The 25087-nt window shown below is 60.3% G+C and carries 18 protein-coding genes; 3 read left to right on the top strand and 15 right to left on the bottom strand.

Annotated elements, in window-relative coordinates:
* Positions 1-3: 3 nt before the first annotated feature.
* The 3 genes from folK to folP form a co-directional block, all read right to left on the bottom strand.
* Positions 4-522, bottom strand: a complete 519-nt coding sequence (gene folK / locus QD409_RS17850) for a 2-amino-4-hydroxy-6-hydroxymethyldihydropteridine diphosphokinase (protein ID WP_092854866.1) — start codon at positions 520-522, stop codon at positions 4-6.
* Entirely contained in the window at positions 515-886 is a 372-nt protein-coding gene (gene folB, locus QD409_RS17845) for a dihydroneopterin aldolase (RefSeq protein WP_004109018.1), read from the bottom strand. The genes folK and folB overlap by 8 nt, the downstream gene beginning before the upstream one ends.
* A gap of 61 nt (positions 887-947) precedes the next feature.
* Positions 948-1817, bottom strand: coding sequence for a dihydropteroate synthase (folP, locus tag QD409_RS17840; RefSeq protein ID WP_092854865.1), 870 nt, complete (start codon positions 1815-1817; stop codon positions 948-950).
* Between the two features lie 92 nt (positions 1818-1909).
* On the opposite strand from folP, the gene QD409_RS17835 reads away from it, so the two are divergent.
* Complete coding sequence (locus QD409_RS17835) at positions 1910-2533, top strand: DUF922 domain-containing Zn-dependent protease (RefSeq protein ID WP_425348569.1); 624 nt, start codon at positions 1910-1912, stop codon at positions 2531-2533.
* Positions 2534-2968: 435 nt separating this feature from the next.
* On the opposite strand, the gene QD409_RS17830 is transcribed toward QD409_RS17835, so the two are convergent.
* A complete protein-coding gene (locus QD409_RS17830; protein WP_092854874.1) occupies positions 2969-3289 on the bottom strand; it encodes a 2Fe-2S iron-sulfur cluster-binding protein in 321 nt (106 codons plus the stop codon).
* Positions 3290-3434: 145 nt separating this feature from the next.
* On the bottom strand, positions 3435-3797 hold the full coding sequence (locus QD409_RS17825) for an Hpt domain-containing protein (protein ID WP_092854861.1): 363 nt from the start codon (positions 3795-3797) through the stop codon (positions 3435-3437).
* Positions 3798-4289: 492 nt separating this feature from the next.
* Between QD409_RS17825 and QD409_RS17820 the strand changes: the two genes are divergently transcribed.
* The gene (locus QD409_RS17820; RefSeq protein ID WP_092854860.1) at positions 4290-11279 is read left to right on the top strand and encodes a hypothetical protein; all 6990 of its coding nucleotides are present in this window, start codon (positions 4290-4292) and stop codon (positions 11277-11279) included.
* Between the two features lie 138 nt (positions 11280-11417).
* On the opposite strand, the gene QD409_RS17815 is transcribed toward QD409_RS17820, so the two are convergent.
* The 10 genes from QD409_RS17815 to QD409_RS17770 form a co-directional block, all read right to left on the bottom strand.
* On the bottom strand, positions 11418-11744 hold the full coding sequence (locus tag QD409_RS17815; RefSeq protein WP_092854858.1) for an RcnB family protein: 327 nt from the start codon (positions 11742-11744) through the stop codon (positions 11418-11420).
* A 143-nt stretch (positions 11745-11887) separates the two neighbouring features.
* The gene (locus QD409_RS17810) at positions 11888-13498 is read right to left on the bottom strand and encodes a glycoside hydrolase family 43 protein (protein WP_092854856.1); all 1611 of its coding nucleotides are present in this window, start codon (positions 13496-13498) and stop codon (positions 11888-11890) included.
* An 82-nt stretch (positions 13499-13580) separates the two neighbouring features.
* On the bottom strand, positions 13581-14612 hold the full coding sequence (mgrA, locus tag QD409_RS17805; protein ID WP_092854854.1) for an L-glyceraldehyde 3-phosphate reductase: 1032 nt from the start codon (positions 14610-14612) through the stop codon (positions 13581-13583).
* 68 nt (positions 14613-14680) lie between these two features.
* Positions 14681-15814: a Gfo/Idh/MocA family protein gene (locus tag QD409_RS17800; protein ID WP_092854852.1), complete on the bottom strand. Its 1134-nt coding sequence runs from the start codon at positions 15812-15814 to the stop codon at positions 14681-14683.
* An 11-nt stretch (positions 15815-15825) separates the two neighbouring features.
* On the bottom strand, positions 15826-16587 hold the full coding sequence (locus QD409_RS17795; RefSeq protein ID WP_430763256.1) for a sugar phosphate isomerase/epimerase family protein: 762 nt from the start codon (positions 16585-16587) through the stop codon (positions 15826-15828).
* A gap of 77 nt (positions 16588-16664) precedes the next feature.
* Positions 16665-19127 (bottom strand): beta-mannosidase, encoded by a 2463-nt coding sequence (locus QD409_RS17790; RefSeq protein WP_430763255.1) that lies wholly within the window; start codon positions 19125-19127, stop codon positions 16665-16667.
* A gap of 57 nt (positions 19128-19184) precedes the next feature.
* Positions 19185-20276, bottom strand: coding sequence for an ABC transporter ATP-binding protein (locus QD409_RS17785; protein ID WP_092854846.1), 1092 nt, complete (start codon positions 20274-20276; stop codon positions 19185-19187).
* A gap of 3 nt (positions 20277-20279) precedes the next feature.
* The gene (locus tag QD409_RS17780; RefSeq protein WP_430763272.1) at positions 20280-21209 is read right to left on the bottom strand and encodes a carbohydrate ABC transporter permease; all 930 of its coding nucleotides are present in this window, start codon (positions 21207-21209) and stop codon (positions 20280-20282) included.
* A gap of 4 nt (positions 21210-21213) precedes the next feature.
* Positions 21214-22119, bottom strand: coding sequence for a carbohydrate ABC transporter permease (locus tag QD409_RS17775; RefSeq protein ID WP_430763254.1), 906 nt, complete (start codon positions 22117-22119; stop codon positions 21214-21216).
* Between the two features lie 215 nt (positions 22120-22334).
* Positions 22335-23570, bottom strand: a complete 1236-nt coding sequence (locus QD409_RS17770; RefSeq protein ID WP_430763253.1) for an ABC transporter substrate-binding protein — start codon at positions 23568-23570, stop codon at positions 22335-22337.
* A 451-nt stretch (positions 23571-24021) separates the two neighbouring features.
* On the opposite strand from QD409_RS17770, the gene QD409_RS17765 reads away from it, so the two are divergent.
* Positions 24022-25053: a LacI family transcriptional regulator gene (locus QD409_RS17765; protein WP_092854870.1), complete on the top strand. Its 1032-nt coding sequence runs from the start codon at positions 24022-24024 to the stop codon at positions 25051-25053.
* Positions 25054-25087: the final 34 nt, after the last annotated feature.

The raw sequence follows: 25087 nt of genomic DNA, 5'->3' as shown, positions 1-25087 counted from the left end.
AGGTCAGGCGGATCGCCACCAATCCTGGCTCGTATCCGCGATCTCGATCCCTTCGACATCGACGTCGTGCAACCAGTCCTTGACGCTGCGGCCCTTGACGATGAGGTCGCCGGCAAAATCGGCCAGGGGCATCAACACGAAACCACGCTCGGTCATCCGCGGATGCGGGATGGACAGCAGCGGTTCCACTTGCTCCAAATCACTATAGGTCAGGATATCGATATCGATCGTCCGCGGCCCCCAGCGTTCGATCCGGATCCGTTTCATCTGACGCTCTATGTCGAGACAGACATCGAGCAGAGCCTCGGGCGCCAGCGTCGTATCGACGGCCGCGCAGGAGTTGTAGAAGAAGGATTGATCCGTCTTGCCCCAGGGGGGCGTGCGGTAGAGCCGCGAAACCGAAACCACCTGGCAATCGTCACGCGCGTCGAGCGCGCGCAACGCAAGCGCCATGGCGCGCACGGGATTGTCCAGATTGCCGCCCAGACCGAGCGTCGCCCGCACTGCTATATTCTCAGGCAAAATGCTCAACGCTCACCTGTACGTAGTCGAGAACGCCCGGAACCGGGGCATTGGGCTTGCGCACTGTGATCTTTGCGCGCCGGATGCTCGGAAAACGCCGGCACAATTCCTTGGCGACATCAAGCGCCAGCGCCTCGATCAGATAACGACGGCGACCGGTGACGATCTCCTCGATGACGGTGAAGGCGATGCCGTAATTGACGGTATCATCGATCGAATCGCGCTCCAGCGCATCGCCGGCCTCCACATCGAGTTCGGCATCGACAAAGAAGCGCTGCCCGAGAAACTCTTCTTCATCATGCACGCCGTGGCGGGCAAAGAATGCACAATTCTGCAAAGTAATGGTGTATGTCACAACGCTCATGGCGTCCCTCCGTTTCGAACAGGCACGACGGCGTTCGAAAACCGCCCCCTATATTTCGGGATCATGCTTTAAGTCTCGCGCGCGTCCTGAGAATAGCATCCGCAACCGCCAGCGCGTCCCTGTTGATTGCGACATTATGCACACGGAATAGAGCTGCTCCCTGCAGGCGCAATATCGCGCTCGTGGCAGCCGTCCCGGCATCTCGGTCCGCGGCATCGCGTCCGGTAATCGTGCCGACAAATCGCTTGCGCGAGGTGCCGACCAAGAGAGGCAGATCGAACCGGAGCAACGCCTGGAACCGCGCCATCAACTCCAGATTCTCCTCCGCATTCTCCTTGGCAAAGCCGAAACCGGGATCGAGCACGATATTCTGCCTGTTGACGCCGGCTGCAGTCGCGATGTCGAGCGAGCGGTTGAGGAACAGCAGTTGATCGTCGATCACGTCAGGCAGCTTCTGCCGGTCGCGGCCCGTATGCATGATGCAAAGCCCGGCCCCCGTCTGCGCCGCCAAGGCAGCTATATCCGGCTCGCGTTGCAAACCGAAGACATCGTTGACGATATGCGCGCCGGCTCCGATCGCCATTCGTGCGGTATCGGCACGATAGGTATCGACCGATATCAGCGCGTCGGTCTTGCCGCGCAATGCCTCGATGACGGGCAGCACCCGCCCCTGCTCCTCACTGGCGCTGACGGTGTCGGCGCCAGGCTTCGTCGATTCGCCGCCGATATCGATAATGGCGGCGCCCTCTTCGACGCAGGCCAGCGCATGCTCAACCGCCGCATCGACTGCCTCGTAGCGCCCGCCGTCGGAAAAGGAATCCGGTGTCACATTGACGATGGCCATGATGGCGCTCTGCCGGCCGACATCGAGGCTGCGCCCATGCGCGACATGCCAAGTTTGGCTGCGAAGCTCAGTCACGAACCGTTCCATCCCATTGAAAATGAAAAAACCTTGCGCTTGATATTGCGCTCACAGTGGCTATGCCGCAAGGTTCGCGGAAGTTCAACATGGTAGCAACACGAATGCCGCTTGCATCCCATAAGTTCAGTATTTCGTGCGCTCTATTGCTTGCGTTTTGCATGCCCGACATGGCCAGGGCCGAGGTGGTTGCCCGCAAGACCATTTCCTATTTCGACATCAAGGGCAGCACCGCCGATGAACTCGATGCGTCGCTGAACGAGCGTGGACCGCTTGCGATGGGCTCCAGCAGCCATCACCCGGGCGCGACGAAGATTCGCTTCGGCGGCAACGCCACCTATAGCGAGTCAGGTGGCCGATGCTACATTTCCGGCGTTAAAGTAACGGTGACTACGGAAATCATCTTGCCCCGCTGGCGCGATCGCCGCAACGCAAGCAAGCAGATCTCCATGATCTGGGATACGCTGGCCGCCGATATCCGCCGCCATGAGAACCGGCACGTCGAGATCGCCCGTCAGCATGCCGAGCAGATGGAGCGACAGATCCTGGCTCTGCGGCCAGCCGCCGATTGCGACACGCTTCAGGAAAGAGCCAATGCCGTCACGGCGCGGGAGACCGAGCGTCACGACGCCGATCAAGCCCGATTCGACCGCATCGAAGCGATCAACTTCCAGAGCCGCATGCAGAGATTGCTGTACTATCGCACCCGGCCAAACAGCCAGCAGTAAATCGCAATGACTTCCATTTCGCCGATACGTGGGCAATTGTGTGAAAACGGCCACTATATCTGTGAATCGTCGGGTAATTTCGCTCTTTGAACTTTACGCGAATCTGAAATAGGTTTTCTCTATCTAACATAGAGAATGCACCGGATGATTCCAAAAGACCGGGCAACGTCTCGAAACGGAACGATTTTGAGTGCCTGCGCCGTCGGGCGTACTCGCTGTTCGGCGCAGTCGGGGTTTGTTTTCAAAGCATGCGCTAAGTGTTCTCCTGGCGCGTCCTGAAGCTGCAGGTGTTTCCTCCCTTGCCTGTGGTGATGCGCCCGCCTCGCCTCGCTCGCTGCACCAGCTGAGCGGGGCATCTTTTTGGTACGGACAAGAAACGTCACATCAGGCAGATCGGCAGGATAACACAAGCTATGGGCACGCGAGCCGAAAATCTTAGGCCTGATGCTCCGGCACGCGGACGACGAGCCCGTCAAAGGCGCTCTTCATTCTGATCTGACAGGAGAGGCGCGAGTTCGGGCGAACGTCGAAGGCGAAGTCCAGCATATCTTCTTCCATCGCCTCGGGGCTGCCGACCTTCTCGGTCCATTCTTCGTCGACATAGACATGACAAGTGGCACAGGCACACGCGCCGCCGCACTCGGCTTCGATGCCGGGGACAGAATTGCGCACGGCATTCTCCATCACGGTGGAGCCCACGTCGACGTCGAGGTCAAAGCGTGTGCCGTCGAAGGCGATGATGGTCAATTTGGTCATGTCAGCGAATTCCAAAATGCGTGAGTGAAGGACGATCTGGAATTTTACTTCCAACAATTCGCCAGGTCAGTCAACATTTGCGCCGCCGAAACGGTTTGATCCGTCTGGCGGCGCAGAAACTTTGGCGATTGCCGGATCTGCGGGTTCAGCGCGAGAGTTTGAGAATGAAGTTCTCTGCCTCGATCACGCATGTGGTGACCGCGGCCATCTGCGCAGCATCGCCCGTATTCTGTTCGAGCGCCGCCGCCGCATCGGCAACCCGGAAAGCGCCGATGGCGCTCGCCGCACCCGTCAGCTTATGGGATGCCGCCTGAATACGCTTGGCATCGCCGCTACCGATTTCCTGCAGGCAGGAACGAGCTTGCCGCGCAAACATCTGCAGCACCTCGACCTCCAGGGCCTTGTCGCCCATCGTCTGCTTTGCGAGATGAATAAGATCGATTGCCCGCCTCGCGGTCGGTCCGCGCGAGTTGTCCGGAGATTCAAATGCGATATTCAATGCTGCCATGTGCCAACGCTCCCGTCTATTATCTATGACTGTTTTAGCGACCCGCCCTATATTTGCGGCCGGGGAATGGCCATCGAGTTAAATTTTGGCACATTGAGGGCGCAAAACTCCAGACATGGTTAACGTGCGTTAAACATGCTCAGAATCTTGGGTTTTCATGGCGTTGCACAGACAAAGAGGGTTAACGGCACCTTAATGATCCACTATCTTTAAGGTGGAATTAATTGTCATGACTGGGGGAATGTGTCACTACGATACTAGTAAATTGGGTAGATGGCGCGTGCCTTTGCCCAAGAAGTGGATGATGGTAATGTTTTCATAACATCCGTTTGAAAAAGCAGTTATCCACTCTGAAATGTAATGGGAAATCCAAACCCGGTATCGACCGGAGGCGGAGGACCCCACGGGAGGCAGGGTTCGTCTTTTCCGGACGCGGCGGAATACGGGAAACGACACGGCAAGCCCGAGTGAGTTGTAACGAGGCGTAACCGCATGGCGAACAAAAAGTACATCGAGTCGGTCGAGGACAAGGCCTTTCAGGCATTGGACGAAGCATTGCAGATCGATTTCAGTGACGAGAACTTGGAGTCTCGAAGCGGTCCTACGCCTGATGTCCCGGAGCAAAAAGTGTCTGAGCCGCCCAAACAGCCGATGAAGCAGACCAAGGACGATGCAGCCCGCAATGCCGGCACCGCGCGCGGCGCAGCCTCCCCTGCCGCAGCGTCCCGCCCCGCCGAGGCCCCGCGAAGCCCGAACCTTGCTGCAGCCAACGACGGCAACCGTGCGAGCCCCGCCAGCATCCTGAAAGCGCTGGATGGCGGTTCCCAAAGCCACGCGGTTCGCAACGCCACGATTTTTTCGCTGTTCTGGATCATCGGCGGCGTCGGCCTCGCCTTCCTTCTTTATGGCGAGCAGATCCGCAACATCCATTCGATCGCCGATCTGGCCGCCCTTCCCGGCGTCATCGCCTGCATCGTCGGTGTCGTCGTTCCGGTACTCCTGTTCTATGCCTTCGGCATGATGATTTCGCGTGCGCATGATATGCGCAACGCCGCTCGCTCGATGGCAGAGGTGGCCCTGCGCCTCGTCGAGCCCGAAACCGTCGCTTCGGAACGCATCATGACGGTCGGCCAGGCCGTGCGTCGCGAAGTTTCGGCGATGAACGAAGGCATCGAGCGCACCATTGCACGCGCCACCGAGCTGGAAACCCTCGTCCATACCGAGGTCAATGCGCTGGAGCGCAGCTACGCCGACAACGAACTGCGCGTCCGCGGCCTTGTGCACGAACTGGGTGCCGAGCGCGACGCGATCGTCAACCACGCCGAACGCATCCGTTCCTCGATCTCGGGCGTCCATGACCAGATCAAGGAAGATCTGTCGCTCGCGACTGAAGAGATTGCAGTGCGCCTGTCCACGTCGGGCGAAGCCTTCGCCTCGATGATCGATACGCGCGCCGCGGCGTTGATGGAAAAGTCGGATTCCGCCGTCCAGGCGCTCGGAACCCTGCTCTCCGCCAAGACCGACAGCCTCCTGCAGAACCTGAATGCTTCGGGCCTCGCTCTCGGCCATGAATTCGACTCCCGCATGGATGCCCTGTCGTCGACGCTGAGCCAGCGCGGGAAGGAATTGCTCGGCCAGTTCGAGACCCGTGCTTCGACGCTCGATGCGAACACGGAAAAGCTGAACAACGCGCTCAACGACCGCGCCCGCCAGCTCAACGAAACGCTGGTTGCCCGCACCCGGGAAATCAGCGAGAGCCTCTCCGGCGGCGAACGGTCCATTACCGGCACGCTGGATAATGTGCTTGCCAAGCTCAATTCGTCGCTCGACGAAAAAGGCGCCAGCTTCCGCCAGAGCCTGCAATCGACGGCCGATGACGCCATCATGGACATCGACCTCCGTTCCGGCTTTTTCGAGGAACGCTTCCAGTCCACGATTGCGCAGCTTTCGACCACCTTCGACGAGCGCGTCTCGGAATTCACCTCCGCCTTCGACAAGCGCGCAGGCACGCTTGACAGCAAGCTCTCGGAAAGCCTTGCCCGGATCAATCAATCTCTGGGCAGCAACTCGGATGCTCTGGAAGGCATTCTGACCTCCAGCATCGAACGCCTCGGGTCCTCTCTCACGGACCAGTCCTTCGCGCTCGCAACCACTCTGGCAACCGGCCAGGAAGTGCTGGAAAGCGCGATCGGCTCCAGGGCCGATGAGATCACCTCCGCTCTCAACAACGCCACCAGCGGAATTTCGTCTGCCCTCACCTCGGGTACGGGCGAATTGCATTCCGCGCTATCGACGCATGCGAGCACCTTCACCAACGCCGTACAGGGCGTGACACGGGATGTCACCGCTGCCCTGCAGAGCGGCACGGAAGAGCTCACCACGGCCTTCACCGGCCGCGCAACCGAGATCAACAATACGCTCTCGTCGCGCACCAGCGAGATCACGCAGGCACTGGGCTCTGCCCATGAGCGCATCGACGCCGTCATGGCCTCGCGCAGCAACGCCCTGTTCGGCGCATTGGCCGACAATCAGTCGCGTTTCGAGCAGACGTTGGCCGAGCGTTCAGAAGGCATCGTCAGCGCTGTCAACGGCTCTCACCAGCATCTGACCGCCGCTCTGGATGAGCGTACCTCAATGCTGGCGATCTCGCTTGCCGAAAACCAGCTTCGCCTTGAAAACACCCTGGCAAGCCGCGCCGACGCCATCACGAGCGTCCTTGCCGATACGCATGGCAAGCTGGCCGATACGCTCGACGACAAGACAATGGCGCTCGCCATCGCTCTCTCCGAAAGCCAGGCTCGCCTGGAAGACACGGTCTCCGGACATGCCGACCAGGTCGCAGGCACCATGGATGAAAAGACCAGGGCCATGGCTCGCGCTCTTGCCGAGGGTCAGGCCCGTCTCGAAAGCACCGTATCCGGCCACGCCGAAAGCGTGAACAACGCGCTCGACGACAGGACGATGGCGCTTGCCATTGCCCTTTCCGAAAGCCAGGCTCGTCTGGAAGAAACCGTCTCCGGCCATGCCGAGCGCGTCGCCAACACGTTCGACAGCAAGACCGGCGCACTCGCCGCGGCCTTGACCAGCGGACAAAGCCGCCTGGAGGAAACGCTCTCCACCCGCGCCGAGGAGATTATCAAGGCATTTGCCGGCAATCATGCTGCCCTGGCGAATGCGCTGGACGACCGAACCATGGCGCTGGCCGTCGCTCTTTCCGAGAGCCAGGCCCGTCTGGAAAGCACCGTCTCCGGTCATGCCGACAGCGTTGCCAATACGCTGGACGACAAGACGATGGCGCTCGCCATCGCCCTCTCCGAAAGCCAGGCCCGCCTGGAAAATGCCATCTCCGGTCATGCGGAAGGCGTTGCCAACACGCTGGACGACAAGACGCGGGCACTCGCCTTTGCCCTCTCCGAAAGTCAGGCTCGTCTGGAAAACGCCGTTTCCGGTCATGCGGAAAGCGTCGCCAACACGCTTGATGACAAGACGATGGCGCTCGCCGTCGCCCTTTCCGAAAGCCAGGCTCGCCTGGAAGACACCGTTTCCGGTCACGCCGAGCGCGTCGCCGACACGCTCGATGGCAAGACAAGGGCACTTTCCGAGGTTCTGACGGGTGGCCAATCGCGTCTCGAAGCAACACTTGCCAATCGCGCAGAAGCCATCGCCAACGCATTTACCGACAACCATTCTGCACTGGCCGATGCCCTGGACGACAAGGCGATGGCGCTCGCCATTTCCCTCTCCAGCACTCAGTCGCGTCTTGAGGACACCCTTTCCAACCGCCTCGATGCGCTCTCCAGCACGGTGGCAGGCACCCACGACAAGATCGTCAACAGCCTCGACGATAGAACGATGGCGCTGTCAATCGCGCTCTCGGAGAACCAAGCAAAGCTCGAGGAAACCCTCGCTACCGGCGCCCAGGCCATCGCTCACACCGTGACGCACGGCCATGAGGCGCTGACCAATACGCTCGACGACAAGAGCATGGCTTTTGCGATTTCACTCGCAGAAAACCAGAGCCGCTTCGAAAGCGCCCTGGAATCTCGCGCCAACGCCCTGCTCGACAGCGTCTCCGGCGCAGAGTCCCGCGTGGCAGGTGCCTTCGGCGACAAGGCGGATGCCATTCGCGCCGCCTATACCGAAAATCAGGATCGCCTCGATCGCTCGCTTGCCGCCCATACAGAATCCCTGTCGGGCTTGCTCGGCAGCGGCGCCGATCGCGTGGAGAACGTTCTCGGCAGCACGACGCGTCAGCTCGAAAATGCGCTTGGTACCGGCCTGTCCGAAATGGATCGGAACCTTGCCTCGGCCTATGAGCGCATGCGTTCCACCCTGGAAGACCGCAGCAACGCCATCAGCCTGACGCTTCGCGATGCGCATGCTCAGATCGACAACACTCTGCTCGAGCAGACGACCGCCATCGGCACATCCATCGCGACCAGCGCCAGCATGCTGGAAATGTCGCTCGAAGACCGCGAGGCCTCGCTGCGCAAAACCATCGACGCCAGCGCGCGGACATTGGAAGATCGTCTGAACAGCGGAGCGGGCGACATCGCCGGCCGCATTCAGCAGGCCGCTGGCGATATCGCCCGCTCGGCCGAAAACTTCTCGTCCAACCTCAATCAGTCGATCGACGGCATGAACAGCCGCTTTGCCGAAACCGGTTCGCGCGTCGAGGCAAGTCTGTCCGCTCTCGAAAACCGCATCCATGAAGGTGTGGACGGTGTCGCCGCCCAGGTCGATGCGGCAGGAAATCGACTGTCCGATACCCTGGCAACCGGCTCCGCCAAGATCGACTCCAGCGGCAGTGAAGCTGCCGCTCGCATCGAAGAGCGTCTGTCGACAATGGATCGTGCCCTCAACCTCGGTCTCGATGCCGTCAACCGCACCATCGAGGGTAAAGCGGCCAATCTCGCCACCACGCTGCGCACGGCAGTCGCCGATGCCGCACAGGGAATGGACAGCGAAGCCACGCGCACGGCCGATCTGCTGGCTCGCACCGGCCAGCAGTTTGCCGAAAACCTCGGCAGCCATAGCGATACTTTCACACGCGCCATGACCGAGCGCTCCGACGATCTCGTCAATCGCGTCTCGGAAACGCAGAACCGACTGGCGAGCCAGGCTGCCGCCGTCGCTCAGACCTTCTCGGAGGCCGGCAACGCAATCGTCAACAAGGTTGCCGAAGCCGAAGGCCTCGTCAGCAATCAGGTCAACGCGATCTCGCAGACGCTCTCTTCTGCAGAGCAATCGCTGGAAGCCCGCGGCACTGCCATACGCAACACGCTTGCCGGAGGCAGCGAGCAGATCGCGTCCACCATGTCTCAGGTCGAGCGTGCGCTCGAGGAGCGCAGTACGGCCATCCGCACCTCGCTGGAAGATCGCGCCCGCGAAATCGACGCCACGCTTGCTGACGTCGACAAGGCACTGGAAGCGCGCGGTACTTCCATTCGCTCCTCGCTCGACGAGCGCACCCGCGAACTGAACTCCATGCTGGCAGGACGCTCGACCGAATTGTCGCGCCTGATCGACGAAAAGGCTCGCCCGATCGTCGACCGCTATGCGGCAACGGGTCAGGAAGCGGCCGCCCTCATCTCGGCAGCAGCTCAGGAAAGCACCGAGCGCCTGCGCGCAGAGAACGCCGCCCTGATCAACGCCATCGCATCGCGCACCGAACATGCTGTCAGCACCGTCAGCGCGCTGGAAAACAACCTGCTGGCAAGCGTCAACGGTATCATCGCTCGCCTGGCTGAAAACAACTCCGCGATCGCGGGCCTGCTGAACAATGCCGCTGCCGAATTCGCAAGCGTCGACGATCGCCTCAGCGCCACCTCGGTACGCTTCGCCGATTCCGCCACGAAGGCCGGCGAGATGGTTTCGGCCTCCAGCCGTCTTCTCGAAGGCAAGGTCGACAAGCTCTCCGAAATCACCGGTCAGACCCTGTCGCAGGTCGGCAGCATCGTCGGCCGCTTCGACGACCACTCCAAGGTGCTGACGCAGGCCTCCCAGCTCCTGGGTGCGGCTCAGTCGAACCTCGTATCGACGCTGGAAGAACGCGAAACCGCATTGCAGAACCTGGCTGTCGGCCTAGTTCAGCGCTCGGAAGAGATCGAGAACACCATGCGTGCCCTCGGCTCCATGGTGGAAACCGCCTTCGACCGCGCCGAACAGCGCTCCAACCAGGTCACCGGCAATCTGCGCCAGAGCGTGCAGTCCTCCTTCGCAGATATCGGCCGCGTTCTCTCCGATGCCGAAAAGCGCGCCGAGGATGCAGCGGAAAGCATGCGCGGCTCGCTGCAGAAGGCCGGCGAGGAAGCAAGCCAGGCGATGGAGAGCACCTTCGCCAATACCGAGCGTCGCTCCACCGATCTCACCAACCGCCTGCGCGGCGGCCTGACGGCTTCGCTGTCGGACGTCGAGCGGATGTTTGCCGAAGCCGGCAAGACTTCTGACGGCGCCGCCGAACAGCTGCGCGAAACACTGCGTGTCGCCGTGGATGACGCCATCGGCCGCTTCGCCGGTGCCACCGACGAGATCCGTCGCTCGGCCGGCGATATCCGCAAGGAACTCGATATGACGCGCAGCGAGCTGAAGCGCGGCGCATTCGACCTGCCGGAAGAGGCCAAGGAAAGCGCGGCAGCCATGCGTCGTGCCGTGGCAGAGCAGATCAAGGCCCTGCAGGACATCTCGCAGATCGTCGGCCGCTCGACGCAGCAGCTGGAAATCTCCGAGCCCGCAGCTCGCGCCTTGGCCGATGCACAGCCGGCACCGCGGCCGCAACCGGCAGCCCCTGCTCCGACGGCAGCTGCCGCTCCGGCTCCCAGGCCGCAGCAGCCCGCTCCACAGCCGCAGGCACCGCAACAGAGCGTTCAGCAGCCGGCGCCGCTGCCGCAGCAGCCTTCAATCGAATCCCTCGGTCTGCGCGGCTCCATCTCCGCCGAACGTCCCGTAGCTCAACCGCAGCGCCCGGCCGAAACGCCGGCTCCGGCCCGCCCTGAAACGGCGGCTGGCGGCGGCTGGATCAGTGACCTGCTGCGTGGCGCCTCGCGCGACGAAAACGCCGGCCTGCAGCCGGCCCGTCAGGCGGCACCAAAATCGCAGTCTGAGCAGGCGTCCGCCCCCGTGGCTCGCAACCCGCGTCACGTCGTCGAGTCGCTGAACTCCCTGTCGGTCGATATCGCCCGCGCTATCGATCACGACGCCTCGGTTGATCTGTGGCGCCGTTACCAGCGCGGCGAACGGGATGTCTTCACCCGCCGGCTTTACACGCTGAAGGGTCAACAGACCTTCGACGAGATCAAGCGCAAGTATGATCGCGAGCCGGAGTTCCGCACCGCGGTCGATCGCTACATCGCCGATTTCGAGAAGCTGCTTGCCGACGTTGCCCGTACCGATCGCGACCGCACCGTCACGCAATCCTATCTCACCTCGGACACCGGCAAGGTCTACACCATGCTGGCGCATGCGGCAGGCCGCCTGAACTGAGATTGAGAAAAGACGAAATGCTGAAATCCCCGGCAAGATGCCGGGGATTTTGATTCGAGGAGTTCTCATATCTGACGGCATGAAAAAGGGCGGTTCCGGGGACCGCCCTTGCTTCGTTTGGCGATAATTACGTCCGAACTAACGGGCGTCATGCACCTTAGAGATCAGGCCACTCGTAATGCCGACGAGCAGGAAATTGTTTTTGATGCGAACCCAGTGATAGCCGCGCGGAGGCGTGGACAGCTGGTAGGCGCGATAGTCGATCTCAGCCGCGCGATGCCGGTCCGAAGGCGACAAGCGGCGCCCCTTGACCCAGCCGCCCTTGCGGATGACGACTTTCTTCTTCACCACCTCTTTCTGGACGACGACCTGCTTGCCGGCCGGCGCCGGCTTCACTTGCGCTGTCGCAGCCAGCGGCGCCGCCAGAATGGACGCGGCAAGAAGGACGGTGAAGATTTTTCTCATTGGTTGTTTCCTCATTTCAGAATCTGCACGCGTTCTTGTCGTGACAGACATGAAACGAATCTCACAGTTGAATTACAATTCCGTAATGGACGCGATCCGCTGGTTCGGCCTTGTGCCTGCATCGCCGCAAGCCATTGGCAGCCTTACAATTCATCGTAATTGAACCAGTCGAAATCCGCTGCTTTTGCCCGGCCCGACGTGTCGAAGGCAAACATGCCCGTGAAGGCACCAGTGAAGGATCCATGCTCGCCACGGCCGCCCTCGTCCGAGATGACGCCGGCATCGAGCACCGGGCCGATCGCCTGCCATGCGCCCATGCCCTCCGCCTGCCAGAAGAACTGCAGATCGTTGTCGCGCACTTCCATGGCAAGTTGGATCCGCCCATCCGGCACTGCCACGCCGCCCTCGATCGGGAAGCTCAGGCGACCGTTCGGATAATCGCCAGCGCAGGTCATGATCGTGACGCAGCGGCCAAGCTTCTCATGCAAGGTCACCGCGATGGCATGCAGTTTGAAGCGATTGTAGTAATGCGTCAGGCCGGCAACCTGCTGATAGGTGTCGGGCTCGAACTCGACGACGGTTTCAGCACGGAAGCTGTGATGTTCCTGCCGGCGGGCGACAAGCGACTGTTCGAACCAGGAACCGATGCTTTCGCGGGCGAAAAGCCGCAAATGGCCGGGACGCTCCGTTACGCTGAAGATGCGCTCCGGCTGCGGCGTGCGCAGCCACTGGAAATCCATCGGCAGAGTGCGCTCGTCGAAATTATAACCGCTGCGGCGCGGCTTCTCGATGCGCTGGGCGCCATTCAGGCCAGCGACATTAACATCGGGAACACCGGTGCCGTTTTCGAGATAAAGCCAGCCATCCTCCTTCCACACGCATTTCTGCAGAGCGGTCTCGCGGCCGAGCGTGCAGCGGCGATGCGGCAGCAGGGGCCGGCCGCAGAGATGCGTATGATAGAACTGACCGTCATGCGTCTCGACATATTGGCCATGGCCGGCACGCTGCAACGGCGCTTCCGGATGATCTTTCGAGGTGATCAGATATTTGTTCGGATGCAGTTCGTAGGGGCCGGCAATGTCGCGGGAGCGCGCCATGGTCACGGCATGATCATAGCCGGTGCCGCCTTCCGCCGTGGTCAGATAGTACCAGCCGTTACGCTTGAAGAGATGCGGCCCTTCGACAAGTCCCAGCTCCGTGCCGGCAAAGATGTTCCTGATCGGCCCCTTCAGGGATTTCGTCGCCGGATCCCACTCTTGCAGCAGAATACCGTCAAAAGCCGGCGTCTTCGGCGAGCCGCCATAGCTCTCGGTGCGGTGGTTCCACTGCATGTTGACGAACCACTTGCGCCCGTCATCGTCATGGAACAGCGAGGGATCGAAACCGGAGGAGTTCACATAAGCCGGCTCGGACCATTCGCCTTCGATGGTCGGTGACGTCACGATGTAATTGTGGGCATCCTTGAAATTGCCGTCGTAACGCTTGACGTCGGTATAGACGAGCCAGAACAATCCGTCGGCATAGGAGAGGCAAGGCGCCCAGATACCGCAGCTATCAGGCTCGCCGCGCATGTCGAGCTGAGACGCACGCTCCAGCGGCCGCCTGACGAGCGTCCAGTTCACCAGGTCGCGCGAATGATGGATCTGCACACCCGGATACCATTCGAATGTGGAGGTGGCGATATAATAGTCCTCGCCGACACGGCAGATGGACGGGTCGGGATTGAAACCCGGCAGGATCGGATTGCGGATCATAAAACCTACTCCTCCAGAGACCACGATGAGCGCCAGCATAAGGTAAAACGCCCAGAAACCGGTTCCGGGCGTTTTATGATGATCAGTCCCGCTCGGCCGACTTGGCCCAAAGATTGATATCGGCCTCACGGGCGTAGACATCAATCTGCTTCAGCTCTTCGGCCGTAAACTCGAGATTGTCGAGCGCCTTGACGCAATCGACAATCTGCGACGAGCGGCTAGCGCCGATCAGAGCGGAAGTGATGCGGCCGCCGCGCAGAACCCAGGCGATCGCCATCTGGGCCAGCGTCTGGCCGCGCTTCTCGGCGATCTCGTTGAGCTTGCGGATATTGTCGATGATCGACGGGCGGATGAAGTCGCGCTTCAGGAAGTGGTTCTGGGCTGCACGGCTATCGTCCGGAATGCCGCCCAGATACTTCGTCGTCAGCATGCCCTGCGCCAGCGGCGAGAAGACGATGGAGCCGATGCCGAGATCTTCGAGCGTATCCACCAGACCATCATCCTCGACCCAGCGATTGAGCATGGAGTAGCTCGGCTGATGGATCAGGCATGGCGTGCCGAGTTCCCTAAGGATCGCTGCAGCCTCGCGCGTGCGCTGCGAGTTGTAGGAGGAAATGCCGACATAAAGCGCCCTGCCCGAACGGACGATATGATCAAGCGCGCCGCAGGTTTCTTCCAGCGGCGTATCCGGATCGAAGCGGTGCGAATAGAAGATATCGACATAGTCGAGGCCCATGCGCTTCAGGCTCTGGTCGCAGGAGGCGATCAGATACTTGCGGCTGCCCCACTCGCCATAGGGACCCGGCCACATGTCGTAGCCGGCCTTGGAGGAGATGATGAGCTCGTCGCGCAGACCGGCGAATTCGGTACGCATGATCTCGCCGAAAGCGGTCTCGGCGCTGCCGGGAGGCGGCCCGTAATTGTTGGCGAGATCGAAATGGGTAATACCGAGATCGAAGGCCGTGCGACACATGTCGACCTTGCGGTCATGCGGCGTGTCGCCACCGAAATTGTGCCAGAGCCCCAGCGAGACGGCCGGCAGCTTCAGACCGGAACGGCCGGTCCTGTTGTATTTCATTTTTGAATAGCGATCGGATGCCGGTTGCCAGGCCATGGTGGAATTCCTTCGAGATGAAAAAGCGCGCGGGTTGTTACCCGCGCGCAAACTAGCTTTTATTGCGCTTACTTCAAGAGCGCCTGCGCCTCTTCGACGCCGAGTGCGGCCGGCTGCGTGCAGGTCGTGGTCAGATCGATGAAACGACCTTCCTCGCCGGACTTCAGGATCGAAGTCATGACGTCGACGCCGTGCAGCGTGCGATCAAGCGAGCAACGCGCATCGCGCCCGTCGATCAGCGATGCCGCCATGTCGGCAAGGCCGGCCGTGCGATAGTTGGCGCGCAGGCCGCTCGGGCTTTCCTGGTTGGCGATGCCGAAAGGATGCGCCCAGTTTTCCAGCGGCTTGATGTCCTTGTCGCGACCGCTTGCCTCGACGGTGCCGCCGAAGAAGTTCGGGTCGGGCACGTAGAGCGAGCCCTCGGTGCCGTAAAGCTCCATGTTGGCATGGCGGTGCGACCAGACATCCCAGCTCGCCGTCAGCGTGATCCTTGCCCCACTGACGAATTCCAGCAGCGCCTGGATCGTCGTCGGCGTCTTCACGGGGATGATCTCGCCATTGCGCGGCTGGCTGGTGATGGTGCGGGTCGGCGACGCCATGGAGGTCATCGCACCGACGCGCTTCACCGGGCCGATCAAGTTGATCAGGTTGGCGACGTAATAGGGCCCGAGATCGAGGATCGGGCCGCCGCCGGGCAGGAAGAAGAAGTCCGGGTTCGGATGCCACATCTCCATGCCCGGGCTCATCACATGGCATGAGCCCGAGGTGATGCGGCCGATGCCGCCGTCGTCGATGAATTTGCGGGCGAGCTGATGGGCACCGCCGAGGAAGGTGTCCGGAGCGCAGCCGACAGCCAGCCCCTTTTCCTTGGCGATGCGGCGCAGTTCCTCGCCCTGCTCCAGGGTCAGCACGAGCGGCTTTTCGGAGTAGACGTGCTTACCCGCTTCGAGGATGCGCTTGGAAACCGGGAAATGCGCATCCGGAATGGTCAGGTTGACGATGACGTCGAGCTCGTCATTGGCGAGCAGCTCGTCGATGGTCTGGGCCTTGACCTTGTATTCCTCGGCGCGCGCGCGCGCCGCATCCATGTTGATATCCGCGCAGGCCAGCACCTTCAGGCCCTTGAAGAGCGGTGAGAGCGAGAAGTAAGTCGTTGAGATATTGCCGCATCCGATGATGCCGACGCCAAGTTCCTTAGCCATGTGGAAGTGCCTCAAAAGCTCTTGAAGGATGCGATGGAGCGCGTGATCAGGCGATCGACATCGCTCGGATTGTCATGTTCGACGACGAAGTGCTTGGCCTTGGTGCCGGCCAGCGCCTTGAGCAGCTTCGCCCACGGAACAGTGCCGTGACCGACATCGGCCCAGCCGTCCTCGTTCTTGTTCTCGCCAGCCGGCGCAATGTCCTTGACGTGAACAGCGGTGATGCGCGGACCGAGCTTTTCGATCCAGGCAAAGGGATCGCCGCCGCCGCGGATGACCCAGGCGATATCGGCTTCCCAGGAAATATCCGGTGCAGCTTCGAAGATCTGCTCGATCGGCAGCGAACCATCCGCCTGCTTGACGAATTCGAAGTCGTGGTTGTGCCAGCCGAATTCGAAGCCCGCATCCTTGTAGGGCTTACTCATTTCATGCAGGCGCTTGCCGAAAGCGCGCCAGCCGGCGGCGTCGGTCGGACGCTGGTCGGCAGCGATATGCGGCGCATAGATCGAATCCATGCCGAGGGTCTTGCCGATGGTCAGCGACTTCTGCACTTCGCCGTCGAGGAAATCCGGGCTGAAATGGCCGCTCGCCATTCTCAGGCCTTTCTTGTCGAGTTCGGCGCGCAGGTTCTTGAGGCCCGTCTCGTCGAGATCGGCATAAATGCCGCCGAAGCCCTCGACCTCGGCATAGCCGGCCTTGCCGAGCTTCACGAAGATCTCCGAATAGGGCTGAAAATTGCGGGCGCTATAAAGCTGAAATCCAAGTTTCGTCATCGATAGTCCTCCAATGGCCTCCCGGCCGTCTGTCTTGGGCCAGAAGCCCGAAAACGCCGCCGTGGCGGCGAAATACCTCAATCCACCGACTGGCTGGATTGCAAATCGTAGATACGGAATTCGGGCACGCCGCCTGCCAGCGGCTTGGCCGGCGTGAAAACGATGCGGCGGCGTTCGCCGGCGGCAAGATCGAAGGCATTGTCGGAATAACGCCCTTCCACCTCGGTCTCGATCATCACGAACAGCGCAAGTCCCTTTGCGGTGACGGTAAGTTCCACCGTCCCGTTCTCTTCCTTCTCCTCCCTCAGCACCGTCAGGCCCGAAGGCTGAAGCTCCAGGGCCTTGTAAGTGCCGTGGACGTAATGCCCCTCACCGCCCATGCCGTTCGATGCGGTGAAACGCCACGCCAGCAAACAATCGGCCGGCACCTGATCCGCATCGATCGACAATGCAGTCATTGCCGCGTCGGGGGTGCAGACGGCATGCGCCGTGGTCAGGAGCACACGCTCGCCATCAAGCTTCAGCAGCGATACGGAAATATCGGCCGTGACGTCGACATTGGTGTCGTTGACAATAGAGAAACGGATCGTCTTGTTGTCTTCGGACGGAATTGCGGCGACCGATACGGGCTGGAAGAAGCGCCGCACCAGATAATGCATCACCTTCCACCGGCCGCCGTAATCCAGGCTGGACCACGAGGCCACCGGCCAGGTGTCGTTGAGCTGCCAATAGATAGTGCCCATGCAGTGCGGCTTCAGCGAGCGCCAATATTCCACTGCCGTCTTGATGGCGAGGCCCTGCTGAACCTGGCTCAGATAGACGAAATTCGGGAAATCCTTCGGGAAACGGAAATAGCGGAACATCGTACCGGCGATGCGCTCGTTGCCGCCGGCATTCTTCTGGTGCAGTTCCATGACCGGAGAAGCGATGTTCATGTCCTTCGCCTCTGCATAGGTCTCGATGACTGGCAGCGAGGTATAGGACTGGAACCCGAATTCCGAGCAGAAGCGCGGGCGCACGGTGCGATAATTGTCGAAGGACTTGTTCTCGTGCCAGACCGACCAGTAATGCATGTCGCCGGAGCCGTCGGCATGCCAGGCATCGCCGAAGTTGAGATAGCCCGAAGCTGGGCTCGACGGCCACCAGATCGCATCCGGCAGCGCCTTCTTCATCGCCTTCTCGATCGTCCTGTTCAGGCGGTCGTAGGAGACGAGATAGCGGTCGCGATCCCTACGGGATTCCTCGAACCACGTGAGCGCGCCCACCAGCTCATTATCGCCGCACCAGAGCACGATCGACGGATGCGTGGCGAGCCGGCGAACCTGATAGTCCACTTCCGCCTCGACATTCTCCAGGAAGTCGCCCGTCGAAGGATAGAGATTGCAGGCGAACATGAAATCCTGCCACACCATCAGCCCCAGACGGTCGCAGGTATCATAGAACCAGTCATGCTCGTAGAAACCGCCGCCCCAGACGCGGATGACATTCATATTGGCATCGGCGGCTGATTGCAGCAGACCTTCGGTCAGCTCCGGCTTGGAACGAGAGAACAGCGCATCGGCCGGAATCCAGTTGGCGCCACGCGCAAAGATCTCACGACCATTGATCTTCAAAGCAAAACGGCTTCCTGCCTCGTCTTCGTCGGTGATCAGCTCGACCGTGCGCAGGCCGATTTGCCGCGTCACGGTTTCGAAATTGGTTTCGACGGACAGAGTATAGAGTGCCTGTTCGCCATTGCCGGCCGGCCACCAGAGCCTGGGTTTGTCGACATGGAAGAAATGGGTGATCGACGTTTCCCCGGCATTAACGCCGACATCGAGACGCACCCGCTCGTCGTCGAGCGAGAAATAGAGCTGCGCAACGCCCGTTCCCTTGGCAAACAGCGCTACCGTAACCTTGAGATCGACTGAGCCGTCATCATTGTGGAGCTGCTGGGTGACAACATTCTCGATGCGCGCGATCTCAAGCTTCTTCAGCGCAATCGTGCCGTAAAGGCCGAGCGGCGCGATCGCAATATTCCAGTCCCAGCCGAAATGGCATTGCGGCTTGCGCAGCATGTTGCCGTTCGGGATCGGCGAATTGCCGGTGCTGTAAGGAATGTAGAATGGCTGCTTCGCCTGAAGCTCTGCCCCCGTCGCAATGCTCGAATGCAGGACGATGCGAATGCCATTCTCACCTTCCTGCAGCGCCTTCGAGACATCAGGCCGATAGCGCTGGAAGCAGTTGTTAGCCTCCAGCACGAGCGCATCGTTGACGTAGACGCTGGCGACGGTGTCCAGATAATCGATGTCGAGATACCAGTCTCCGCCGGCATCATCGAGTGTGAAGCTGCGCGTCAGCCCCCAATCCTGCTTGGCAACCCACTGCACGGCCTCTTCGTTCCGCGCGAAAAAAGGATCGGGAATAAGCCCTTCCGCATAAAGTGCGGAGTGCACATCACCGGGCAGAGACATGGAAAGCGAATGATCGCTGTCGGGAGACGTCAGCCTCCACGCCCCGGCCAGATCGACGGTGAAGTTATCATTGATCGAAGATGACATCGGACCTCCCGGGGCCGCTGTAAGATGGAGGCGGCAAAACCGCCTCCGTGCATGGGATCACATTCTAACTTCTGTCTGCGCATCAAAGAGCGATGCGAGAGACATGTCGAAGCCGAGCTTCACAGCCGAACCGGGGCCAAACCTCCGGGCACCGTTAACGCGCACCGACATGGTATGGCCGGCATGCTTCAGCCAAAGCAGATTATCGGCGCCCATCGGCTCTTCGATATCGACGGTGGCATTGTGGATTTCGGCACCGGATGCTGCCTCTTCATTGACCTTGATATGCTCAGGCCGGACGCCCAGCACGACCTTGCGGCCGGCCTGCAGGGTCTCGCCTGCCTTGTAGCCATCGAGCGAGAACAGCACGTCGTTGGTCGCAAACACCACCTTGCCCTCGCGATTGACGAGTTCGCCGCGCAGGAAGTTCATCGACGGCGAGCCGATGAAGCCGGCCACGAAAAGATTGCGCGGCTCGTTGTAGATCGTTGTGGGGTCGTCGAGCTGCATGATGACGCCGTTCTTCATAATCGCGATGCGGTCGGCAAGCGTCAGCGCCTCGATCTGGTCATGGGTGACGTAGATCATCGTGTTCTTCAGCGACTGGTGCAGCCGCTTGATTTCCACACGCAGCTCCGAGCGCAGCTTGGCATCGAGGTTCGATAGCGGCTCGTCGAAGAGGAAGACATCGACATCGCGCACCAGCGCACGGCCGATCGCGACGCGCTGGCGCTGGCCGCCCGAAAGCTCAGCCGGCTTGCGCTTCAGGAGTGGCTCGATCTGCAGGATCTCAGCCGCACGCGCGATGCGCTTGTTGATCTCGTCCTGCGGCACCTTGGCGACACGCAGGCCGAAGGACAGGTTTTTCTCGACCGACATCTGCGGATAGAGCGCATAGGACTGGAACACCATGCCGATGCCGCGATCCTTGGGCTCTTCCCAGGTGACGTTCTTGCCCTTGATGAAGATCTGGCCCTCGCTGATGTCGAGCAGGCCCGCAATGCAGTTGAGCAAGGTCGACTTGCCACAGCCCGACGAGCCGAGCAACACGAGGAATTCACCATCCTCGATCTCAAGATTGAGGTTCTTCAGAACGCTGACCGCGCCGAAATCGAGCGACAGCTCCTTGATTGAAACGCTACTATTCATAAATCAACCCTTCACTGCGCCAGCGGCGATGCCACGGACGAAAAGCCGCCCGGAGACGAAATAAACGATCAGCGGAACAAGACCCGTAAGGATCGTCGCCGCCATGTTGACGTTATATTCCTTCACGCCCTGGACAGAATTGACGATATTGTTGAGCTGCACGGTCATCGGATAGTATTCCGGTCGGGTGAAGACGACGCCGAACAGGAAGTCGTTCCAGATACCCGTGATCTGCAGGATCATGGCGACGACGAAGATCGGCAGCGACATCGGCAGCATGATGCGCAGGAAAATCTGCCAGAAACCCGCGCCATCGATGCGCGCCGCCTTGAAAAGCTCCACGGGCAGCGATGCGAAATAATTGCGGAATAGAAGCGTCAGGATCGGCATGCCGAAGATGCTGTGCACCAGGATAAGTCCCGACAGCGTGCCGTAGATACCGATCTCACGCAGCACGATGACGATCGGATAGATCATCACCTGATAGGGAATGAACGCTCCGACGACAAGGATCGAGAAGAACAGATCGGCTCCCTTGAAGCGCCAATTGGCAAGCGCGTATCCGTTGACCGAGGCGATCGCGATCGAGAAGATCGTGGACGGCACGGTGATGCGCACCGAATTCCAGAAACCACGGGAAAGACCGTCGCAATTAAGACCGGTGCACGCTGTCGCCCAGGCTTTCACCCACGGTTCGAAGGTGATTTCGAGCGGCGGCGAGAAGATGTTGCCAAGCCGGATTTCCGGCATCCCCTTCAGCGACGTGACGATCATCACATAAAGCGGCAGCAGATAGTAGACGGCGGCAACGAAGAGCGTGCCGTAAAGCATGATGTTGCGGCCGGAGAGCACCGGACGAGGCTTGCGGCCATTCGGCCCCGAGAAGGTCTTGCCCGTCGACGTCGCGGCGCCATTCGCATTCTTGAGAGTTATTGAATCAGACACGCTTGCGCCCTCCGCCGAATTCCAGGTAGGCCCAGGGGATAATGATGATGGCGACGGTCACCAGCATCATGGTGGAGGCTGCGAAACCTTGTCCGAGGTTCTGCGCCTGGAACATGTAGTCGTAGACGTATTTCGCGGGGACCTCGGAAGAGATGCCGGGGCCGCCGCTCGTCTGTGCGACGACGAGGTCGTAAACCTTGACGATACCGCTGGCGATGATGACGAGGGTCGTGATGAAGACCGGACGCATCATCGGAATGACGATGAACAGATAGGTCCGCCACATCGGGATACCGTCCACGCGCGCGGCCTTCCAAATGTCTTCGTCGATGCCGCGCAGGCCCGCGAGCATCAGGCACATCACAAGGCCCGTCCCCTGCCAAAGGGCCGCGATCAGCACGCCGTAAATGACAATGCTCGGCGTATAGAGCGGATCGAAGGTGAAGCTCGTCCAGCCGAGCGAACGCACCACGGACTGGATGCCAAATTCGGGATTGAGCAGCCATTGCCAGACGAGGCCGGTAACGATGAAGGAAAGGGCGAATGGATAAAGGAAAATCGTGCGAAACGTATTTTCGAAGCGGATCTTCTGGTCCATCAATGCTGCCAGCACGAAGCCGATCAAAAGACTGAAAATCATCGAAAGAATGCCGTAAACCGCAAGGTTCTCGATGGATATTATCCAGCGCGGCGCCGCCCACAGGCGGTGATACTGATCCAATCCGACGAAGTTCAAACGCGGCAGCAGCTTTGAACTGGTGAAGGAATAAACCACCGTCCAGATTGAGCCGCCCAGAAAGATGACGACGGCCGTCAGGATCATTGGAATAGATGCAATCTTCGAGTTCAGATTGCGCAGATATTGATTTGGCCGGCCGGCTTTCGCTTGACCCGTCATTCTAGCTCCTTCTGCATCGCGAGTGCTTCAACGATCAGAAACCGGGTTTGCGACCGCGGCTCCCGCGCTTCATCCTCATCCACAGTGATGCTCACATAGATGCAGGTCCGCCGCCCATAAAGGGTGCTGTGGCGAACCGGATCACATAATGTGGCTCCGGCCGTGACACCGGCCACCAATAGGAGACCGGCGTCACGACAGTCAGAGGATTGAGATCAATCAGCCGCGGCGATGATATCGGCGAAGCGCTTCTGCGCCGCTTCCGGCGTCATCGAAGGATTGGCGAAGAACTCGGAGAACAGGTCTTCCTTCTGCTTCTGCGTATCGGCAGAGAGAAGTTGGTCCGTCCCCTGGATCACATTGCCCTTCTTCAGGATTTCGAGGCCCTTCTTCATGCAGTCGTTGGCCGATCCGAGATCGACATCGCCACGCACGGGCAACGAGCCCTTCTTCAGGTTGAAAGCGACCTGAACCTTGGGGTCGAGAAGCGTCTTGGCGAGCACGTCCTGAGCCTTGGACTTGGCATCATCCTTCAGCAACGGGAAGTAGAAGGCATCGCCGCCTGTCGAGATGATTTCGTTGACGCCGAGGCCCGGAAGGCAGGTATAGTCCGTGCCGGCCTTCTGGCCTGCAAGAGCAAACTCGCCCTGCGCCCAGTCGCCCATGATCTGCCCACCGGCCTTGCCAGTGATGACCAGGTTGGTGGCCTGGTTCCAATCCTGAACATTGGACCCCTTGGCCATCTTGCGGGCGTCATCGGCAGCCTTGAAGACCTTGGCGATTTCCGGCCCGGCCGCCACTTTCGCGTCCTTCTCGCTGAATACCTTCTGGAAAGTATCCTTGCCGGCGATGGCGACCATCAGCACGTCGAAGGCGCCGGTAGCCTGCCAGGGCTGACCGCCTATGGCGAGCGGAACGATGCCAGCCTTCTCCAGTGCGGGAGCGGCAGCGACAAACTCATCCCAGTTCTTCGGAACCGGAACGCCAGCCTTCTTGAAGGCGGCATTCGAGAGCCAGAGCCACTGCCAGGAATGGATATTAACCGGGGCGCAATAGATCTTGCCCTTGATGGTGCAGGAATCGAGCAGGCTCGATGGGCGGATGATGTCCTTCCAGTGTTCCTTCGTCGCCACATCGGTCAGGTCGCGCATGAGACCAGCCTGGACAAGCTCCTCCGCCTGGCGGCCATGATTGAACTGGGTGGCGCCCATCGGATCACCGCCGGTGATGCGGCTGATCATGATCGGACGCGCGGTACCGCCGGAGCCGGCAATCGCGCCATCGACCCAGTGGTTGCCGGTGGCGTCGAACGCCTTCGCCAGCTCGGCCACGGCAGCCGCTTCGCCGCCGGACGTCCACCAATGGGTTACCTCGAGATCGGTCGCATTGGCTGCTCCCAGGGGCAACACGACCGAAGCAGCCAGTGCGGCCGCCACCAAACGAATATTCATGAGTTTTCCTCCCTCACTGAAACGTTGCCGGAAAAGCCTAGTCGAATCGTTTTCGGCACGCAACAGCCTGTCCGTGATTTTTTTGAAGGCAATCGAATATACAACCTGTAAGCAAGATTTTACCTGTGCGCGACATTGTCCGTACCGGCAATACACGAGGGAGAGATATTGGTATAATTAGCTGATTTATCGCCATTTTTGGGAAAATAGCATGACAATCACTCCTCATTTCGCCAGCCAGTGCAAGATTCCTCGATGACGATTGGCGATACAACCAATGGGCATATCGACGGAAGATACCTCCAAAATAACACTCGACATTCGCACTGTATCGTTACAGTTTTGAGCACTGACGGACGAGCCACAGCATTGCATCTATGCTTGCGGCACGGGCATGAGCAATATAAGCGGATTGGCCGAGGCGGGCGGCCGGGAGGCGAGCTGGAACGATATGGACAATAAGAAAATTTCAGGAAACAGCCCGCAGAAGGCCCCGGAGCGACCGACGCTGAAGACGATCGCCTTCATGACAGGGCTCGGAATTACCACCGTGTCGCGCGCATTGAAGGATGCCCCCGACATCGGCGCGGAGACCAAGGAGCGAGTGCGCATGGTCGCCCGGCAATTGGGCTACCAGCCGAACCGCGCCGGCGTACGCCTGAGAACCGGCAAGACCAATGTCATAGCGCTGGTGCTGAGCATCGACGAGGAAATCATGGGCTTCACCAGCCAGATGGTTTTCGGTATTTCCGAGGTTCTGGCAGGCACGCAATACCACTTGGTCATCACGCCGCATTCGCACAGCAAGGACCCGCTGGTTCCCGTGCGCTACATCCTCGATACCGGCTCGGCCGATGGCGTCATCATATCGCGTACGGAGCCGGATGATCCACGTGTTCGGCTGATGCACGAACGCGGCCTGCCCTTCGCTACGCATGGGCGGACGGATATGGGCATCGTCCACCCCTTCCATGATTTCGACAACGAGGCTTTCGCCCATGAGGCCGTACGCGCGCTGGTCGCCAAGGGGCGGCGACGGCTGGCCCTGCTGCAACCCGTCAGCAAGCTGACCTATTACTCGCATATCCGTATCGGCTTCCAGATCGGTCTTCATGAATATGGCGCCGAAGAGATCCCGCTGAGGGTAACGACCGATGCGCCGCTCGCCGATATCAGAGACAGCGTCGAAGCGCTGATGCGCTCCTCGCATCCGCCCGATGGTATCGTCTGTTCGAGCGGCGCCGGCGCCATTGCCGTCAATGCCGGCATCGAAGCGGCCGGTTTCCGCCTCGGTCGCGATATCGATATGGTCGCCAAGCAATCGACCGACGTGCTGAACTGGATCCGTCCGGAGATCATCACAATCTATGAGGATGTCCGCCAGAGTGGCCGGGAGCTGGCCAAGTCCATCATCGCCCGCATTGACGGCATAGAGCCGGAACTGCTGCAAAGCATCAGTTCGCCCGTATGGCCAAAGAGCTGACGATAAAAAGCCCGCCGGATTTCTCCGGCGGGCT

Source organism: Rhizobium sp. BR 315 (assembly GCF_050577975.1).
GTDB classification, from domain to species: domain Bacteria; phylum Pseudomonadota; class Alphaproteobacteria; order Rhizobiales; family Rhizobiaceae; genus Rhizobium; species Rhizobium miluonense.
This window is presented reverse-complemented; position numbering and strand designations above follow the sequence as displayed.

Coding starts and splice junctions, on each gene's coding strand:
- QD409_RS17775 (WP_430763254.1), bottom strand. CDS start 22,119: ATGACGGGTCAAGCGAAAGCCGGCCGGCCAAATCAATATCTGCGCAAT.
- QD409_RS17790 (WP_430763255.1), bottom strand. CDS start 19,127: ATGTCATCTTCGATCAATGATAACTTCACCGTCGATCTGGCCGGGGCG.
- QD409_RS17815 (WP_092854858.1), bottom strand. CDS start 11,744: ATGAGAAAAATCTTCACCGTCCTTCTTGCCGCGTCCATTCTGGCGGCG.
- folB (WP_004109018.1), bottom strand. CDS start 886: ATGAGCGTTGTGACATACACCATTACTTTGCAGAATTGTGCATTCTTT.
- QD409_RS17795 (WP_430763256.1), bottom strand. CDS start 16,587: ATGACGAAACTTGGATTTCAGCTTTATAGCGCCCGCAATTTTCAGCCC.
- QD409_RS17820 (WP_092854860.1), top strand. CDS start 4,290: ATGGCGAACAAAAAGTACATCGAGTCGGTCGAGGACAAGGCCTTTCAG.
- QD409_RS17835 (WP_425348569.1), top strand. CDS start 1,910: ATGCCGCTTGCATCCCATAAGTTCAGTATTTCGTGCGCTCTATTGCTT.
- QD409_RS17765 (WP_092854870.1), top strand. CDS start 24,022: ATGGACAATAAGAAAATTTCAGGAAACAGCCCGCAGAAGGCCCCGGAG.
- QD409_RS17770 (WP_430763253.1), bottom strand. CDS start 23,570: ATGAATATTCGTTTGGTGGCGGCCGCACTGGCTGCTTCGGTCGTGTTG.
- QD409_RS17800 (WP_092854852.1), bottom strand. CDS start 15,814: ATGGCTAAGGAACTTGGCGTCGGCATCATCGGATGCGGCAATATCTCA.
- folP (WP_092854865.1), bottom strand. CDS start 1,817: ATGGAACGGTTCGTGACTGAGCTTCGCAGCCAAACTTGGCATGTCGCG.
- QD409_RS17810 (WP_092854856.1), bottom strand. CDS start 13,498: ATGATCCGCAATCCGATCCTGCCGGGTTTCAATCCCGACCCGTCCATC.
- QD409_RS17785 (WP_092854846.1), bottom strand. CDS start 20,276: ATGAATAGTAGCGTTTCAATCAAGGAGCTGTCGCTCGATTTCGGCGCG.
- QD409_RS17830 (WP_092854874.1), bottom strand. CDS start 3,289: ATGACCAAATTGACCATCATCGCCTTCGACGGCACACGCTTTGACCTC.
- QD409_RS17825 (WP_092854861.1), bottom strand. CDS start 3,797: ATGGCAGCATTGAATATCGCATTTGAATCTCCGGACAACTCGCGCGGA.
- mgrA (WP_092854854.1), bottom strand. CDS start 14,612: ATGGCCTGGCAACCGGCATCCGATCGCTATTCAAAAATGAAATACAAC.